22 protein-coding genes are annotated in these 17,429 nt (G+C 42.2%); 6 read left to right on the forward strand and 16 right to left on the reverse strand.

The genetic code is table 11. The annotated features are described in order from the left end of the window. Positions 1–8 precede the first annotated feature (8 nt). Entirely contained in the window at positions 9–1,394 is a 1,386-nt protein-coding gene (gene ntrC / locus KG708_RS15655; protein WP_213611328.1) for a nitrogen regulation protein NR(I), read from the forward strand. A 31-nt stretch (positions 1,395–1,425) separates the two neighbouring features. Further along, a complete protein-coding gene (locus tag KG708_RS15660) occupies positions 1,426–1,884 on the forward strand; it encodes a cyclic nucleotide-binding domain-containing protein (RefSeq protein WP_213611330.1) in 459 nt (152 codons plus the stop codon). 67 nt (positions 1,885–1,951) lie between these two features. Here KG708_RS15660 and KG708_RS15665 read toward each other — a convergent pair whose 3' ends face one another. Then, positions 1,952–2,227 (reverse strand): hypothetical protein, encoded by a 276-nt coding sequence (locus KG708_RS15665; protein WP_213611332.1) that lies wholly within the window; start codon positions 2,225–2,227, stop codon positions 1,952–1,954. A gap of 244 nt (positions 2,228–2,471) precedes the next feature. Between KG708_RS15665 and KG708_RS15670 the strand changes: the two genes are divergently transcribed. The 4 genes from KG708_RS15670 to KG708_RS15685 all read left to right on the forward strand — a co-directional run bounded on the left by KG708_RS15670 (position 2,472) and on the right by KG708_RS15685 (position 6,719). Continuing rightward, entirely contained in the window at positions 2,472–2,855 is a 384-nt protein-coding gene (locus tag KG708_RS15670) for an RNA-binding S4 domain-containing protein (RefSeq protein ID WP_013463789.1), read from the forward strand. A 96-nt stretch (positions 2,856–2,951) separates the two neighbouring features. After that, entirely contained in the window at positions 2,952–3,380 is a 429-nt protein-coding gene (locus tag KG708_RS15675) for a hypothetical protein (protein WP_213611334.1), read from the forward strand. A gap of 198 nt (positions 3,381–3,578) precedes the next feature. Then, entirely contained in the window at positions 3,579–6,323 is a 2,745-nt protein-coding gene (gene acnA / locus KG708_RS15680; protein ID WP_213611336.1) for an aconitate hydratase AcnA, read from the forward strand. Positions 6,324–6,482: 159 nt separating this feature from the next. Next, positions 6,483–6,719 (forward strand): hypothetical protein, encoded by a 237-nt coding sequence (locus KG708_RS15685; protein ID WP_213611338.1) that lies wholly within the window; start codon positions 6,483–6,485, stop codon positions 6,717–6,719. Positions 6,720–6,729: 10 nt separating this feature from the next. Here the strand turns inward: KG708_RS15685 and KG708_RS15690 are convergent, their stop codons facing one another. The 15 genes from KG708_RS15690 to rpsJ all read right to left on the reverse strand — a co-directional run bounded on the left by KG708_RS15690 (position 6,730) and on the right by rpsJ (position 17,318). After that, on the reverse strand, positions 6,730–7,260 hold the full coding sequence (locus KG708_RS15690; RefSeq protein ID WP_213611340.1) for a DUF4124 domain-containing protein: 531 nt from the start codon (positions 7,258–7,260) through the stop codon (positions 6,730–6,732). A 136-nt stretch (positions 7,261–7,396) separates the two neighbouring features. Next, positions 7,397–8,137, reverse strand: coding sequence for a phosphoadenylyl-sulfate reductase (locus KG708_RS15695; RefSeq protein WP_013463784.1), 741 nt, complete (start codon positions 8,135–8,137; stop codon positions 7,397–7,399). 42 nt (positions 8,138–8,179) lie between these two features. Then, positions 8,180–9,877: an assimilatory sulfite reductase (NADPH) hemoprotein subunit gene (cysI, locus tag KG708_RS15700; RefSeq protein WP_213611342.1), complete on the reverse strand. Its 1,698-nt coding sequence runs from the start codon at positions 9,875–9,877 to the stop codon at positions 8,180–8,182. 62 nt (positions 9,878–9,939) lie between these two features. After that, positions 9,940–11,754: an assimilatory sulfite reductase (NADPH) flavoprotein subunit gene (locus KG708_RS15705; RefSeq protein ID WP_213611344.1), complete on the reverse strand. Its 1,815-nt coding sequence runs from the start codon at positions 11,752–11,754 to the stop codon at positions 9,940–9,942. A gap of 597 nt (positions 11,755–12,351) precedes the next feature. Continuing rightward, complete coding sequence (gene rpsQ, locus KG708_RS15710; protein ID WP_013463780.1) at positions 12,352–12,609, reverse strand: 30S ribosomal protein S17; 258 nt, start codon at positions 12,607–12,609, stop codon at positions 12,352–12,354. Next, on the reverse strand, positions 12,609–12,800 hold the full coding sequence (rpmC, locus tag KG708_RS15715; RefSeq protein ID WP_004588692.1) for a 50S ribosomal protein L29: 192 nt from the start codon (positions 12,798–12,800) through the stop codon (positions 12,609–12,611). Before rpmC ends, rpsQ begins: the two co-directional genes overlap by 1 nt. After that, a complete protein-coding gene (gene rplP / locus KG708_RS15720; protein WP_008108352.1) occupies positions 12,800–13,213 on the reverse strand; it encodes a 50S ribosomal protein L16 in 414 nt (137 codons plus the stop codon). The genes rpmC and rplP overlap by 1 nt, the downstream gene beginning before the upstream one ends. 12 nt (positions 13,214–13,225) lie before the next feature. Continuing rightward, entirely contained in the window at positions 13,226–13,927 is a 702-nt protein-coding gene (rpsC, locus tag KG708_RS15725; protein WP_213611346.1) for a 30S ribosomal protein S3, read from the reverse strand. A 12-nt stretch (positions 13,928–13,939) separates the two neighbouring features. Next, on the reverse strand, positions 13,940–14,272 hold the full coding sequence (rplV, locus tag KG708_RS15730; protein ID WP_004588690.1) for a 50S ribosomal protein L22: 333 nt from the start codon (positions 14,270–14,272) through the stop codon (positions 13,940–13,942). 13 nt (positions 14,273–14,285) lie between these two features. Next, positions 14,286–14,564, reverse strand: coding sequence for a 30S ribosomal protein S19 (gene rpsS, locus KG708_RS15735; RefSeq protein ID WP_004588689.1), 279 nt, complete (start codon positions 14,562–14,564; stop codon positions 14,286–14,288). Positions 14,565–14,579: 15 nt separating this feature from the next. After that, complete coding sequence (rplB, locus tag KG708_RS15740; protein WP_213611348.1) at positions 14,580–15,404, reverse strand: 50S ribosomal protein L2; 825 nt, start codon at positions 15,402–15,404, stop codon at positions 14,580–14,582. Positions 15,405–15,421: 17 nt separating this feature from the next. After that, positions 15,422–15,724, reverse strand: a complete 303-nt coding sequence (gene rplW / locus KG708_RS15745; RefSeq protein WP_006791359.1) for a 50S ribosomal protein L23 — start codon at positions 15,722–15,724, stop codon at positions 15,422–15,424. Further along, a complete protein-coding gene (rplD, locus tag KG708_RS15750; RefSeq protein WP_008108340.1) occupies positions 15,721–16,326 on the reverse strand; it encodes a 50S ribosomal protein L4 in 606 nt (201 codons plus the stop codon). Before rplD ends, rplW begins: the two co-directional genes overlap by 4 nt. A gap of 17 nt (positions 16,327–16,343) precedes the next feature. Continuing rightward, positions 16,344–16,979 (reverse strand): 50S ribosomal protein L3, encoded by a 636-nt coding sequence (gene rplC / locus KG708_RS15755; protein WP_089346353.1) that lies wholly within the window; start codon positions 16,977–16,979, stop codon positions 16,344–16,346. A 27-nt stretch (positions 16,980–17,006) separates the two neighbouring features. Beyond that, complete coding sequence (gene rpsJ / locus KG708_RS15760) at positions 17,007–17,318, reverse strand: 30S ribosomal protein S10 (RefSeq protein ID WP_002957900.1); 312 nt, start codon at positions 17,316–17,318, stop codon at positions 17,007–17,009. Positions 17,319–17,429: the final 111 nt, after the last annotated feature.

Genomic DNA, 17,429 nt, shown 5'->3' on the forward strand with positions numbered 1-17,429 from the left:
GAGTTTGCATGAAAACAGCTTGGCTTGTAGATGATGATGCCTCAATTCGCTTTGTACTAGAAAAAGCACTGACTCGCGCAGGGTTTGAAGTAGAAAGCTTTGCAGATGCGCAAAGCGTACTTAATGCACTAAAATTTAGTCAACCCAGTGTGTTAATTTCAGATGTAAGAATGCCGGGGATGGACGGGATGGCGTTACTTGAGCTAATAGCTGAGCAAACCCCTGGCCTACCCGTTATTATTATGACTGCACACTCTGATTTAGACTCAGCGGTAAATGCTTTTCAAAAAGGCGCATTTGAGTACTTGGCCAAGCCGTTTGATTTAAATGAAGCCGTTGCGCTAGTTGAAAGCGCCTATCGTGCTAATTCGACCAAAAAAACCAAACGAAAAACCGCCCCGCCAAAAAGTGCCCATATTATTGGCGAAGCCCCTGCTATGCAGGAAGTGTTTCGTGCTATAGGTAAGCTGTCAGCATCCAGTATGAGCGTACTCATCAATGGTGAATCAGGTACCGGTAAAGAGTTGGTTGCCAGCGCCTTGCACAATCATAGCCCGCGTAAAGAAAATCAATTTATTGCTCTTAATATGGCCGCTATTCCTAAAGAGTTAGTTGAGTCTGAATTATTTGGTCACGAAAAAGGCGCTTTTACGGGGGCCGATAGCGTGCGTAAAGGGCGCTTTGAACAAGCCAATGGCGGTACCTTATTTTTGGATGAAATAGGTGATATGCCGCTTGATGTACAAACCCGCTTATTACGCGTATTAGCCGATGGCGAGTTTTACCGCGTTGGCGGCCATCAAAGTATAAAAGTGGATGTGCGCATTATTGCCGCCACTCACCAAAATTTAGAAGAGTTGGTAAAACAAGGTAAGTTTAGAGATGACTTATTTCATCGTTTAAACGTGGTTCGTTTACGCTTGCCAGCTCTTCGCGAGCGCCCCGAAGACATAGAACGCTTAGCGCTACACTTTTTACATAAAAGTGCAAAAGACCTGCAAGTAGATAGTAAAGTACTTAGCCCTAAAGCGATTAAACAACTGTGTTTATTTAATTGGCCAGGAAATGTTCGCCAGCTTGAAAATACCTGTCGATGGTTAACCGTAATGGCACCTGGGGAGCTGATTGGTGAGCAAGATTTGCCACCAGAAATTATTGATAATGCGGCCACAACTCAAGAAGGCGATTGGCTGGATTCATTTCAGCAATGGCTTAATCAAGAGTTTAAGCAAGGCAAAGAAAATATTTGGCCTGATATTCAAGCTCAATTGGAAACTCGCTTAATAAAAACAGCTCTCGCTAATTGTTCAGGTCATAAGCAAGAAGCGGCGGTAAAAATTGGTTGGGGTCGCAATACGTTGACCCGTAAATTAAAAGAGCGCAATATTAGCTGATATTTTACAAGGCTAATGCCCTAGGTTACTGATGAAGTTAATTGAAAACATCCCTTTATTTAAGCAAATGGAAATTATAAATCGTTTAGAATTCTTTAAAGAGTTCACGCTTCATGAACGACAAATTTTACTTGAGTCGTTTGGCTTACTTTATTTGATAAATAAAAATCAGTTTTTGTTTAAAGAATTTGATAACGACAAGCGACTGTTTATTGTCCTCAGTGGCTCCTTGATGGTGTTTAAGCATAATCACCTGCTAGAGCTAGGCAGCATAGAACCTGGTGAATTTATTGGTGAAGGCGCGTTTATTAATAACCGAGAGCGCAGCATTAATGCACGCGCCAAAGAAAATGCTATCGTACTGGCTATTACAGCCGATGCCCTTACCCGCCTACCTAATGTTATACGCGAAAAAATTAAAGACCGTATTATTGAAGGAATGAGCCTGCGCATAGCTAAACTTTCGGATCACATAGAAGAGCACGGTTAATTAAGTGAATAAGTATCTTACCTCATGTTGTGCTTCCCCTTAATCACAAACTTATAAATACAATTTATCACATTTGCTTATTTAACCATGCATCAACACTCTGGCGATTATAAAGTACTTCATTAAATAAACGATGTCGTTCAAATACCAGCTCGCTTTGTTTGGTTTTAAGCCCGCTGACTAACTGACTGTGGGTGTCATTAAACTTGGAGATAACTGAAAAACCACGTTCAGTGTCTTCTTGTACCTGCTGAGCCAAATGCTTTCTAACATCATCAGCAGTTAACATATCTGAATTATCTAAGCCCATTAGCTCTTTTTTCATCGCTAATCTTATGCCCATGTTTTACTCCACTGTTTATATTCAATCTCTTTTTACGACAGATATTGGCAATAAGCGCGCCAATGTTTAATTTTTTTCACGCGAAGTGTAGTCTTGAATTACTTCAGTTTTTTTAAAGACAAATGAAAGAGGTAAAAAGTTTCATAAAAAATGCACAATCATCGCATCTAACAAACGCACTTTGGTGCAAAATAACCAGCTAGCCTTTATACTACAGCTAATGCCACCTCCACAGAGAAACATGATGAACGAAGAATATATAGAAATTGAATTAGAAGAAGAGCCTATAGAGCTTTGTAAATTATTAAAAGTATTAGATCTAGTTGAAGGTGGTGGCCAAGCAAAAAATCTAATTAGCGGTGGCTATGTAGGTGTTAACCATGAAATTTGTACAATTAAACGGAAAAAATTATACAGTGGCGATGTTCTTACATTTGATGGCGAGTTATTCCAACTGACGCTAAGTGAAGATGCAACTCCTGCAGAGCGTCCTGTTATTGATGAAACAGTTACAGCAGAAAAAGCCGCGCCAGTAGCAACAACAGAGCCGGCTAAAAATAAGCGCAAACGTACTAAAAAACCTAAAGTGGATGAAAAAACGGGTCGTCGTCCTATTTCGTTTGGCTAACATTAGCTCAAGTCATATGTGTTATTAAAAGCCAGTTTGCATCACTGGCTTTTTTATTCTTTAATAGAACATCAATAATAAAAAATCGATGCTTACATGTCAGAAAACACTGCAAACCGCTGGATAAAACCCGTACTCATCACCGCCCTTTTATGGAATGTATTAGGTGTTTTTGCATTTATCATGCAGCTATTATTAACACCCGAAATGGTAAGCAAGCTCCCACAAGAACAACAGCTTGCTTATAACAGCCAACCTCTATGGGCTACTTTAGCGTTTGCTATTGCAGTATTTGGCGGCGCATTAGGATGCGTACTTTTATTATTCAAAAAGTCACTAGCCACATTAACATTAATAATCTCTTTGGCTGCGGTTTTAGCTCAGCAATACTATAATTTTATGATTATTAATAGCACCAGCTTGTTTGGCGTTAGCGCTATTTTTATGCCTATTGCAGTGACCTTAATTGCGATTACATTGGTGTATTTAAGCTTCCACTTAAAACAACAGCATTACTTTAAATAACACTTTCTTGAGTTTAGTTTTGTGGCCAATTATTACTCAGAGCATCCCTTGAATTTTAACTTTTGGCCTTCATCTCTATTTATAACAGTCAAAAAAATTACACTGCATGGTATTTTCTTATCATGGTACACAGTTTGCAAACTACTACAGAGGTCACTTTTTCAAGAATATCAATCTAATTTATTGAAGGGACAAATAATGAAAAATAGTTTCGACACCCAACAACAGCTTACTATCAATGGCGAGCAATATCATATTAACTCGCTCATGGGACTTGGTGATAAAGCCAAACGCCTGCCTTTTTCGTTAAAAATATTACTAGAAAATTTATTGCGTAATGAAGATGGTGTGAATATTAAAGAGCAAGATATTCAGGCACTACTAGATTGGGATCCAAAGGCTAAGCCTTCGGCCGAAGTAGCCTTCACCCCTGCCCGCGTAGTAATGCAAGATTTTACCGGTGTCCCTGCTATTGTTGACTTAGCCGCCATGCGTGATGCGATGGAAAAGCTTGGTGGCGATCCTGCAAAAATAAATCCGCTTTCTCCGGCTGAACTGGTGATCGATCATTCAGTACAAGTGGATGGTTACGGTAAAGATGGCTCATTCGACTTAAATTCAAAACTAGAATATGAACGTAATAAAGAGCGCTACGAGTTTTTACGATGGGGTCAAACCGCATTTGATAATTTAAAAGTGGTGCCACCAGCCACAGGTATTGTCCATCAAGTAAATTTAGAGTATTTAGCGCGCGTAGTGTTCAATGATACAAAAAACGGTAAATCGTTAGCTTATCCAGATACACTGGTTGGTACTGATTCTCACACAACCATGATCAACGGCCTAGGCGTACTCGGTTGGGGTGTAGGCGGTATTGAAGCCGAAGCCGCAATGCTTGGCCAACCTATTAGCCTACTTATTCCTCAGGTCGTTGGCGTTAAATTAAATGGCCGCTTACCTGAGGGCACTACAGCAACAGATTTAGTATTAACTGTTACTGAAATGCTACGAAATCACGGTGTGGTGGGCAAGTTTGTTGAGTTTTATGGTGACGGGCTTGCCGACTTACCACTGGCCGACAGAGCGACTATTGCCAACATGGCACCGGAATATGGCGCAACCTGTGGTATTTTCCCTATTGATGATGAAACGATTAATTACTTACGCTTAACTAATCGCGATGAAAAGCAGCTTAAACTGATTGAAGATTACGCAAAACATCAAGGTTTATGGCGTAATGATGGCGATGAAGCACATTATACCGATAAGCTAGAACTAACTTTAGATGATGTCGTACCAAGTCTTGCTGGCCCGAAACGTCCACAAGACAGAATCACACTCGATAAAGCCGGTGATGTTATTACTCAGCACTTAAAAGACTTCCAAGACGAGCGTATGGCACGTCGAGATAAAAGCGATGAAGAGCAAGCGCGTATTGAAAATGAAGGCCCTACTACCAATCCTGACGAACCCACTGATGAAGCGCAGTTTATGGGCGCAGCAAAAGTTAACTTTAATGGCCAAGAGTTTGAATTAAACGATGGCGCCTGCGTCATTGCTGCAATCACAAGCTGTACTAATACCTCTAATCCAAGCGTAATTTTAGCGGCCGGATTAGTGGCTCAAAAAGCACGTCAATTAGGTATTAATGTAAAACCTTGGGTTAAAACGTCTTTAGCACCAGGTTCACAGGTGGTTACCGATTACCTTGAAAAAGCAGGGTTAATGGATGATCTTGATGCACTTGGTTTTAACTTAGTTGGTTATGGCTGTACCACCTGTATTGGTAACTCAGGCCCATTAGCGGATGAAATTTCAGAAGCTATTCAAAAACATAAACTAATTGTAAGCTCTATTTTGTCGGGTAACCGTAACTTTGAAGGGCGTATTCACCAAGACGTTAAAATGAACTTCCTCGCGTCGCCACCGCTTGTTGTAGCTTATGCTATAGCGGGCAGAACCGATATTGATGTGTATAACGAACCACTTGCGCAAGATAAGCACGGTAACGATATTTATCTTAAAAATATTTGGCCGAGCGTTAAAGAAGTGAGTGAGCTTGTAAAAAATACGGTAACTAAAGAAATGTTCGAAAAAAGCTACGCCAATGTTTACGATGGCGACAGTCGCTGGCAAAAAATTCAAATACCTGATGGTAAGCTTTACGATTGGGATGCTGCCTCGACTTATATCAAAAAAGCGCCATTCTTTGATGGTATGAGTGTTGAACCACCGGGGATCCCAAAAATAGAAGGTGCGCGCTGTCTAGCTAAACTAGGCGATTCAGTGACTACCGATCATATTTCACCAGCAGGTGCCATAAAAGCGGAGGCACCCGCAGGACTTTACCTGCAAGAAAATGGGGTAGAAAAAGCACAGTTTAACTCTTATGGTTCTCGCCGTGGTAATCACGAAGTGATGATGCGCGGTACATTTGCTAATGTACGTCTTAAAAACTTACTCGCCCCTGGTACCGAGGGGGGGGTCACTCGCACTCAACCTGACGATAAGCTAGAGAGTATTTATGATGCGGCAATGGCATATCAAGAGAGTGGAACACCATTAGTGGTTCTAGCAGGTAAAGAATATGGTACCGGCTCCTCACGAGATTGGGCTGCAAAAGGCTCATTGCTACTCGGTATTAAAGCTGTGATAGCACAAAGCTATGAGCGTATTCACCGCTCGAACCTGATTGGTATGGGCGTATTACCTTTACAATTTAAAGAGGGTGAAAGCCATGAATCATTGGGCTTAACGGGGCAAGAACAATTTGATATTCAAGGGTTATACGACAAAACCGACGAAGTCAGTGTTATTGCCACTAACAGTGAAGGTAAACAAATTAGTTTTAGTGCCGATGTGCGTATTGATACCCCTAAAGAGTGGGATTACTACAAACATGGCGGGATTTTGCAGTTCGTATTACGCAATATGCTCGACTAACTAGCCATTAAACAATGGTAGCTTAAAAGCCCAGCTCAGCAATGAGCTGGGCTTTTTTACATTCGCTATAGAAGTAAATATTGATACACCCTTGCGCCAAATCAATGTTGCTCTATCAAGATATCATACACTAAGAAGACACGCTGCGCAGAGGTCGCCATGTCTTCAATTGTAATAATAAGACTACTTAAAACATCTATTTTGCTTGGGTTATGTCTGATTGTGACAGGCCATGTATTAATTGTATCGAGCTACTTTACCAGTCAATACGGTATTAAAGGCATTATTACTGCAGCAGCGTGCATTGCAATTGGTGTGTTTTTATCGCTGCCAACTAAAATTTATTTAACCATATTATTAATGGAAGCAGAAAAGCGCTACTTGAAATCGCAGTAACCCCCTAGGGCTAAAAGCCGCTGAAACTTTCGACTTCTTTACTGCGTTGCTCAATTCTCTTTTTGGCTTTTTCAGCATCTTCAAACAACTTATTAATTGACTCACTGTTGTATATTTCAGGCGCTCGCTGAGGAAAAGGCTTTGCCGCAGATTTAGCACTGCCACTTAATATAGCTGTATCTTCGGCTACCACAACATTAATATCTGTGGGATCAAGATGCACTTCAATACTCTTGCCATTTTTATTTGGCACATCGGAGAAATGCCACTGCCCTTGCTCATCTTGCCACTTATAAATTTTACTTTGAGAGTCAGATGCTAACGGTGACGATGTGATTTTATCTCCTACTTTTTTAAGCTCAAGTGTGAGCTGTTCGAATGTATCAGATGAAAGCGCTACCATTTTATCTTTAATAGAAGCAGATTCATTTTTAATCAACGTACCAGTAAGCCAAGGCTCACCATTTGGCTTTTTAAGATAAAACAAAGAGATAAGAGCAATGACCATTACTGATATTGCTAAGTAGGTAAAGTATTTCATAGCGTTCCTGCTGTAAATTTAATCCTTTATTATCATTAATATAATAAAAAAACAGCAGTCAGGCAATTATTTTCCACAAAATAAAAACGCAGCTTTAGCTGCGTTTTTAAATTTATAGCTTTGAATAATAAGGTAATTAAATTCCATCACCATCAATATGCAAGCCACACTCACGGTTCAGCCCAAAAAAGCGGGTTTCTTCTTCGCTCATTCCTGGCTCTAATTTACGCGTAGTGTGTACATCACCCATAGACACATAACCTTGCTCCCATAATGGGTGGTATGGCAGATCATGTTTAGTGAGGTATTGGTACACATCACGATTATTCCACTCAATAATAGGGTACACTTTTACTGTACCTCGGCTGATTTCTAAAACTTGTTTTTCAGCACGGCTCGACGATTGATCTCGGCGCAAGCCACTAAACCAGGTGCTCGCGTTAAGCTCTTTTAAAGCACGCGTCATTGGCTCTACTTTATTGAGCTGGTTGTATTGCTTAATACCTTCTTCACCAAGCTCCCATAGTTTTCCAAATTTAGCCTCTTGCCAAGCAGGGCTCAACTGCGCTTTATACACTTTTAAATTAAGTGATAAACGCTCGCTCATCTGATCGATAAACTGATAGGTTTCTGGAAATAGATAACCCGTGTCTGTTAATACAACAGGTATATCGGGGCGCTGTGATGTCATTAAATGCAACATTACCGCTGCTTGAATACCAAAACTCGATGATAAAAACGCGGTGTCAGGCAAGTGCTCTAACGCCCATGCAACGCGCTGCTCAGCACTCATGTTAGCCAGCAAACCGTTCGCATCAGCTAACATAGCCTGTTGGCTTTGCTTATCTAGCTGTAATATGTTTTTAAATTCACTCATGGTCAATTTTAAACCTCACCAGCGCGGTGCGCTGCTTTTAAATTATGCGTAAAAATCGGTAACAGATACTTTTACTTCTGCAACAATACCCTTGCGAATAACAAAATCACCAAAGCATTCGCCTTCATTGCGCTCACTAACCCATTGCCCAATCAGCTTATCAAATGCCTCTAGGTAAACTTCTTCGCCCACATTTTCAAGATAAAGCTTAGGGATACGCGTACCCTCCGTATTCCCGCCAAGGTAAACATTGTACTTACCTGGGCCTTTACCTACTAATCCAGCTTCAGCTAGCATGGCACGACCACAGCCGTTAGGGCAACCAACCACACGCATAATAATGCTGTCATTGGGTACTCCATGCTTGGCCAATAAACCTTCTATTTTTTCAATTAAACTCGGTAAGTAACGCTCGGCTTCAGCCATCGCTAAAGGACAAGTCGGCAGTGACACACACGCCATTGAGCTTTTACGTTGCTCAGTGTCTTTGTCATCAATCAAACCGTGTTCACGCGCTATTTTTTCAATGATTGCTTTTTGATCCGCAGGCACACCGGCAATAATTAAGTTTTGATTGGCGGTCATGCGAAAATCACCTTGATGAATTTCTGCAATCTTACGACACCCTGTTTTCAGTGGCTTATTGGGGTAATCTAAAATACGACCACTTTGAATAAAGAGCGTTAAGTGATGTTTACCGTCAATGCCTTCAACCCAACCAATACGATCCCCTCGATGAGTAAACTCATAAGGGCGGCTTGGTGCAAAACTCACGCCTGCACGTTTTTCAACTTCTGCTTTAAATACATCGGACCCAACACGGTCAAGTGTGTATTTAGTTTTTGCGTTCTTACGGTTAGAACGATTACCCCAATCACGTTGCACAGACACTACGTGCTCAGCAATTTTTAAGGTATCTTCAAGGGCAATAAAACCAAAATCATCGGCTTTTCGTGGATACGTTGCAGTATCACCGTGGGTCATGGCAAGGCCACCCCCTACTAGCACGTTAAAACCAACTAATTTACCGTTATCAGCAATCGCCACAAAGTTTAAGTCGTTTGCATGAACATCCACTTCATTATTTGGTGGAATTGTTACTGTGGTTTTAAACTTACGCGGTAAATAAGTTGAGCCTAAAATTGGCTCTTCTGTAGTTTCGCTTTTTTCGCCATTGAGCCAAATCTCTGCATACGCTTTGGTTTTAGGTAATAAGTGTTCAGAAATCTTTGCCGCCCACTCATACGCCTCTTGGTGTAACTCAGACTCAACAGGATTAGTGGTACAAAGTACATTACGGTTCACGTCACCGGCGGTTGCAATAGAATCAATACCCACGCTATTAAGTAATTGGTGCATACCTTTAATTTCAGGTTTTAATACACCATGAAACTGAAATGTTTGGCGCGTAGTTAAACGAATACTGCCATAGCTGGTTTTCTCCCCAGCAAACTTATCAATTGCTAACCATTGCTCGGGCTTAATAATGCCGCCAGGCATACGTGCACGCAGCATGACATTATGTAGTGGTTCTAGCTTTTGTTTAGCACGCTCGGGACGAATATCGCGGTCATCTTGCTGGTACATGCCATGAAAACGAATTAATTGGAAATTATCGGCAGTAAAACCACCGGTAATTTCATCTTTTAAATCTTGCGCTATAGTGCCGCGTAAAAAGTTACTTTCTCTTTTTAAACGTTCGTTATCAGAAAGCTTTACGGTTTTATCTTGTTCGCTCATTTTAAATCCTAAATTTGTTACAGTGACGGCTGTTAGCTTTTAATAAAATAAACAACGTGCACTTAATACACGTCTTTCTGATAGCGATTTGCGCTACGCAAATCTTTTAAGTATTGATCGGCCTCTTCATTACTTTTGCCGGTATTTTCTGTGATGATATCAATTAAGGCATTGTGTACATCTTTGGCCATGCGGTTTGCATCGCCACACACATAAAAATGAGCACCCGCTTCTAACCAGTCAAACACTTCTTTTGAGTTTTTACGTAACTTGTCTTGCACGTAAACTTTTTCTGCTTGGTCACGGCTAAACGCCACATCTACTTTACTTAACAAGCCTGATTTTAAGTAACCTTGAATTTCTACTTGGTATAAAAAGTCTTGGGTAAAGTGTGGGTTACCAAAAAACAGCCAGTTTTTACCCGTAGCCTCTCGCGCATCACGCTCTTGTAAAAAGGCACGGAACGGTGCAATACCTGTACCTGGCCCTACCATGATGATCGGTGTGTCATCATTTACTGGTAAGCGGAAGTTGTCGTTATGTTCACTAAATACTTTTACTTTACAGCCTTCTTGCGCACGGCGTGCTAAATAGCCTGAACAGCCACCTAAATGCTCTGTGCCAAACGCTTCAAACTCAACCAATGCAATAGTTAAATGCACTTCGTCCTCAACCTCGCTTTGGCTAGAAGCAATTGAATATAAACGCGCTTGCAATTTACGTAGGCAATCAACCAGTGTTTGCGCTTCTAATTTAGCTGGGTTTTGTGCAACCACATCAAAAATTTGGCGAGGCTCAATGTATTCACGCATTGCGGCTTTATCTTCCACAAGCTTAAGAAGTTCAGGCGTGCCTGTAGCCGTGGCATATTTTTCGACAAAACCAGGGTACGATTGTGTCAGCTCTAGTTTTTCAATTAAGGCATCACGCACGCTGAGTTCTTCATCACCAAGTTTAACGCGGCTATTTGGATCAATTTGTGTTTGCGTTAGTAGCTCATCTACACGGGCTTCATCATTTAAAAAGTAAATGCCTAATGAGTCACCCGGCGTATAGGTAATGTCAGAGCCTTCAAGTGAAATTTCAACATGGCGTACATCTTTGGTTGAGTCACGGCCGGTAATTTTTTGCACTAAGCTTAGCTCTGCCGCAAACGGGTTTTGCTTAGTGTATTGGCTAGCCACTGTTGTGGGTGTGCCAAATGGCATTGATACAACCTGGCCGCCTGTAGCATCCTGCTGAGCTTTTAAATCTGGTTCAAACGCATTTAACGCGCCCTCAATCCAAGTGGCGGCTTCGTCATCGTAATCAACGTCTAGGTCGGCACGTTGATAAATAACCTCTGCACCGAGTTTAGTTAAACGCTCTTCAAAGTCTTTAGCGGTTTGACAGAAAAATTCATAGCTAGAATCACCTAAACCTAATACCGCGACTTTAACGCCATCAAGCTTTGGCGCTTTTTTGGTAATTAAAAATTCGTACAGTGTTTCGGCATCTTCAGGTGGCTCACCTTCACCATAAGTTGATACAACAACGGTTAAAAACTTTTCTTTTTTCAATGCGGTTGGCTTGTAATCTGACATGCTAACCAGCTTTGTAACTAACCCACGAGATTCAGCTTGCTCTTTAAGCTTAGTCGCCACCGCTTTAGCGTTACCTGTTTGTGAACCATACAAAATAGTAAGTACTGCCGCCTCAGAGGTTGCCGGTGTACCTGCAATTGGCGCACCTAGCGCTGCTGAATTAGCATTAGCAGCCAAATAGCCGCTAACCCACGCTTGCTGAATTGGATTAAGCTCAGCCACTAAACCTTGTAGCTTTTGTACTTGCTCTTGCGAAAGCGGACTTGCAAGCGCATTGAGTTGACCTAACAACATGAATTTTTCCTCATAACCCTGAACGTTAAACACAATGCTTGTTCACATTGTTTAAAATGAGTGCCACCTCATTCAGAAGGTTCTGTTGAGGTTAATTGAGTATGCAGGATAGCCGTCTAAGCATAGATAAAAAAAGAATAGAATCTGCTTTGATATTCCATTTAGTTATTAAACTTATTAAAAACGGTTAAAGTTAGGCTAAAAGCATTTTGCTGCTTTTTCACTCAGACAACGTTTTAATTGCATGCTGCGGTAGTCGATATGTTTATAGTAATGAGTTTTTAGAGGTAATTTAAGGGCTTCGGGCTTCGGGCTTCGGGCTTCGGGCTTCGGGCTTCGGGCTTCGGGCTTCGGGCTTCGGGCTTCGGGCTTCGGGCTTCGCAGAAAAGCATATGCCTTTGCACTTGCAAAGGCTTTTCTTACGCCTATTTTATAATATTATTTTTTGCACTTAGGTTCGTAACACTCAGCTCAAGCTACGGCGCTCAAATTTACTCCGAGCGGCTGACGGCTGAAAGCTTACCGCTAAAAACTGCTCTAAACGTAAAAAGCCCCAGCTAATGCCGGGGCTTTTTATAAAACAGGCTTAATTAAAAATTAAGCTTGTTTTGGACGTTCAACAACATCTACCAAAGTCCAAGATTTGTTCTTAGAGATTGGCGCACATTCACGGATAGTAACTACGTCACCCGCTTTTGCAGTGTTATTTTCGTCATGTACGTGTAACTTAGTCGTACGTTTAATGAATTTCCCATAGATTGGGTGCTTCACGTAACGTGCGATAGCAACAGTGAAAGATTTTTCCATCTTGTCGCTGATTACACGGCCTTGAAGAGTACGAATTTTATCGCTCATTATTGACCTGCCTTCTGGTTAATAATTGTTTTTACACGCGCGATATCGCGACGTACTGTTCTTAGCGTGTGTGTCTGAGCTAACTGACCAGTGCTTGCTTGCATGCGCAGGTTAAACTGCTCACGAAGAAGACCTAGAAGTTCAGCATTTAGCTCTTCTACGCTTTTATCTTTTAGTTCGCTTGCTTTCATCACATTACCGTCCGAGTTACGAAAGTTGTTTTGAATGGCAGTTTACGAGCAGCAAGGTTAAACGCTTCACGAGCAAGCTCTTCTGAAACACCTTCCATTTCGTAAAGTACTTTACCAGGCTGAATTTCAGCAACCCAATATTCAACAGAACCTTTACCTTTACCCATACGAACTTCAAGAGGTTTTTCTGTGATCGGCTTGTCAGGGAAGACACGGATCCAGATTTTACCTTGACGTTTCACGTGACGCGTCATAGCACGACGAGCTGCTTCGATTTGACGAGCAGTCATGCGGCCACGACCAGTAGCTTTCAAACCGAAAGTACCGAAGCTTACTTTGTTACCGTTTTGCGCTAGACCACGGTTGCGGCCTTTATGCATTTTACGGAATTTTGTACGTTTTGGCTGTAACATTACTCGCTACCTCTACTTAGCACTTTTTTTGGCTTTCTTTGGTGCGCGTTTAGCTGGCTTCTCTTGCTCTTGTACTAGTGGTAAACCACCAATAACTTCGCCTTTGAAGATCCAAACTTTAACACCAATGATACCATAAGTGGTTAAGGCTTCAGAAGTTGCGTAGTCGATATCAGCACGAAGAGTATGTAGAGGTACACGACCTTCACGATACCATTCTGAACGTGCGATTTCTGCGCCGCCAAGACGACCGCTAACTTCAACTTTAATCCCTTTAGAACCGATGCGCATTGCATTTTGTACCGAACGCTTCATAGCGCGACGGAACATAACACGACGCTCTAGCTGAGAGGCAATGCCGTCTGCTACTAGTTGTGCATCTAGTTCTGGTTTACGTACTTCAGAAATATTAATCTGAGCAGGTACACCCGCGATTTTAGTTACCGCTTGACGTAATTTTTCTACGTCTTCGCCTTTTTTACCGATAACAACACCCGGACGAGCCGTGTGAATAGTTACTCGGATAGATTTTGCTGGACGCTCAATAACGATTTTAGACACAGAAGCCGCTTTCAATTCCTTAGTAAGGAATGCGCGTACTTTGTGATCGCCAAAAAGCTGTGCAGAGAAATCTTTTGAATTCGCGTACCAGGTAGAAACCCAAGGTTTAGATATACCTAGGCGAATACCAGTAGGATGAACTTTTTGTCCCATTACTTATATCTCCTAGCTATCTGAAACCACAACAGTGATGTGGCTTGTACGCTTAAGGATGCGGTCTGCGCGTCCTTTAGCACGTGGCATAATACGTTTCATTGTTGGACCATCGTCCACAAAAATCGTTGTTACACGTAGCTCATCAATGTCAGCACCTTCGTTATGCTCTGCGTTAGCAATTGCAGACTCAAGTACTTTCTTAACTAATACAGCCGCTTTCTTCGGGCTGTACGCCAGGATTTCTAGTGCGCGATCGACAGGTAACCCGCGGATCTGATCTGCAACTAGACGTGCTTTTTGCGCCGAACCAGAGGCGAATTTATGTTTAGCTAATGCTTGCATTTATCATCCCCTCTTAACGTTTCTTCGCTTTCTTATCCGCAGCATGGCCACGGTAAGTGCGAGTTGGTGCAAATTCACCTAGTTTGTGACCGATCATTTCGTCAGAAACGAAAACTGGTACATGCTGGCGACCATTATGGACAGCAATGGTCAATCCGATCATGTTAGGTATGATCATTGAACGACGGCTCCAAGTTTTAATTGGCTTCTTTTCACCGCTTTCCAAAGCTTTCTCTACCTTCTTCAGCAAGTGTAGGTCTATAAAAGGACCCTTCTTGAGAGAGCGTGGCATGGCTATTCCTCAATATTACTTAGTACGACGACGTACTATAAATTTATCCGTACGCTTGTTCTTACGCGTCTTAGCACCTTTAGTCGGCTTACCCCATGGAGACACAGGATGACGACCACCAGATGTACGACCTTCACCACCACCGTGTGGGTGATCAACCGGGTTCATGGCAACACCACGAACTGTCGGACGAATACCACGCCAGCGATTTGCACCTGCTTTACCAAGTGAACGAAGCATATGCTCAGCATTGCCTACTTCACCTAGCGTTGCACGACAATCAGCTTCAACTTTACGAACTTCGCCTGAACGAAGACGTAATGTTACATATTGACCATCACGCGCAAGGATTTGAACGTATGCACCAGCAGAACGTGCGATTTGAGCACCTTTACCTGGCTTTAATTCTACGTTGTGAACAGTCGAACCTACAGGCATATTACGCATAGGTAATGCATTACCAGGTTTGATTGGTGCATCAACACCAGACTGGATTACATCGCCAGCTTTTAAGCCTTTAGGTGCGATAATGTAACGACGCTCACCGTCTGCATATAATACAAGAGCGATGTTTGCGCTACGATTTGGATCATACTCTAAACGTTCAACAGTGGCTGGAATGCCATCTTTAGTACGTTTAAAATCGATTAAACGGTAATGCTGCTTATGACCACCACCGATATGACGAACCGTAATACGACCATTGTTATTACGACCACCTGATTTAGAGTTTTTCTCTAATAGTGGTGCGTAAGGTTTACCCTTATGTAAATCTGGGTTAACCACTTTAACTAGGTGACGACGACCCGCAGAAGTTGGCTTACACTTTTGAAGTGCCATAATTCTAACTCCCCTTATTACTCGGCGCCGCCGACAAAGTCCAGCTCGCTACCTTCTTTAAGAGTAACGTAAGCTTTCTTCCAGTCGCTACGACGACCGAAACGCATGCCAGTACGTTTTGTTTTACCCTTAACGTTAAGTGTGCGAACACCAGTTACTTCTACTTCAAAAAGCTTCTCAACTGCCGCTTTAATTTCAGCTTTAGTTGCATCATTTACTACTTTGAAAACAATTGTGTTGTTTTCTTCAGCAGCAATTGTGCTTTTTTCAGAGATGTGTGGAGCAAGGATCACTTTTAAAAGACGTTCTTCACGGATCATGCTAGCGCCTCCTCAAGTTGCTTAACAGCAGCAGCTGTAATTAGTACCTTATCGAAAGCAATTAAGCTAACAGGATCGATACCAGCTACATCACGTGTGTCAACCTTGTACAGGTTACGTGCCGATAAGAAAAGATTTTCATCTACTTCTTCAGTCACGATAAGAACATCTTTAAGCTCAAGTTCTTTAAGCTTTGCAACTAGTTCTTTAGTTTTTGGTGCTTCAAGACCAAAGCTTTCAACAACGATTAAACGCTCTTGACGAACTAATTCAGATAAGATGCTTTTGATCGCACCGCGGTACATTTTACGGTTTACTTTTTGGCTGTGGTCTTGTGGTTTAGCTGCGAAGCTAACGCCACCTGAACGCCAAATTGGGCTACGGATTGTACCAGCACGTGCACGGCCAGTACCTTTTTGAGCCCATGGTTTTTTACCACCACCGCTTACTTCAGAACGTGTCTTCTGAGCACGAGTACCTTGACGAGCACCTGCTGCGTATGCAACAACTACTTGGTGTACTAATGCTTCGTTAAACTCACGTCCAAAAGTAGCTTCAGAAACTTCAAGAGCGCCAGAAGCGTCTTTAATTGCTAATTCCATCACTAAATCTCCAGGACTTATGCTTTAACAGCTGGTTTAACGATAACGTCACCGCCGATAGCGCCAGGTACTGCACCTTTAACTAAAAGCAGGTTACGCTCAGCGTCAACGCGAACTAGTTCAAGGTTCTGAGTTGTTACTTGCTCATTACCCATTTGACCGGCCATTTTCTTACCTTTAAACACCTTACCAGGTGATTGGTTTTGACCGATTGAACCAGGAGCACGGTGAGATAGAGAGTTACCATGTGTCGCGTCTTGCATGCTGAAATTCCAGCGCTTAACACCACCTTGGAAACCTTTACCTTTAGAAGTACCGGTTACGTCAACTTTGTTGATTTCGTTGAATAATTCAACCGTAAGCTCTGCGCCTACTTCAAAATCGCCTTCACCACCATTTAGGCGGAATTCCCACAGACCGCGACCCGCTTCAACACCAGCTTTAGCGAAGTGACCCGCTGCTGCTTTGTTTACACGGCTTGCTTTTTTAGTGCCTGCGGTTACTTGAAGCGCGTTATAACCGTCTGTTGCGTCAGATTTAATCTGAGCAATGCGGTTAGGAGTCGCTTCAATAACTGTCACAGGGATAGATACACCATCTTCAGTGAAGATACGTGTCATACCCACTTTACGACCGACTAGACCTAATGCCATTTTCCTAAAACCTCTCTAATCTTCCGATTAACCCAGGCTGATTTGAACATCAACACCAGCAGCAAGGTCTAAACGCATAAGTGCGTCTACAGTCTTGTCAGTTGGTTCTACGATGTCGATCAGACGTTTATGGGTGCGGATCTCGTACTGATCACGCGCGTCTTTGTTAACGTGCGGTGATGTAAGTACAGTAAAACGTTCAAAGCGTGTAGGTAGTGGAATTGGACCACGTACTTGTGCGCCAGTGCGTTTCGCAGTTTCCACGATTTCCGCCGTTGATTGGTCAATCAAACGGTGGTCAAAAGCTTTTAGGCGAATACGAATGCGTTGATTTGACATTCTTAAACCTCAATATAAAGAGCATTTAAAGAGCATAAAAAAACGACCGAAACAATCTTAATAATTAAGATGCCGGTTGTTTGATTATATCTACGTTGAGTTCCAAATCGG

The sequence above is a fragment of the Pseudoalteromonas sp. genome (assembly GCF_018402495.1).
GTDB lineage: Bacteria > Pseudomonadota > Gammaproteobacteria > Enterobacterales > Alteromonadaceae > Pseudoalteromonas.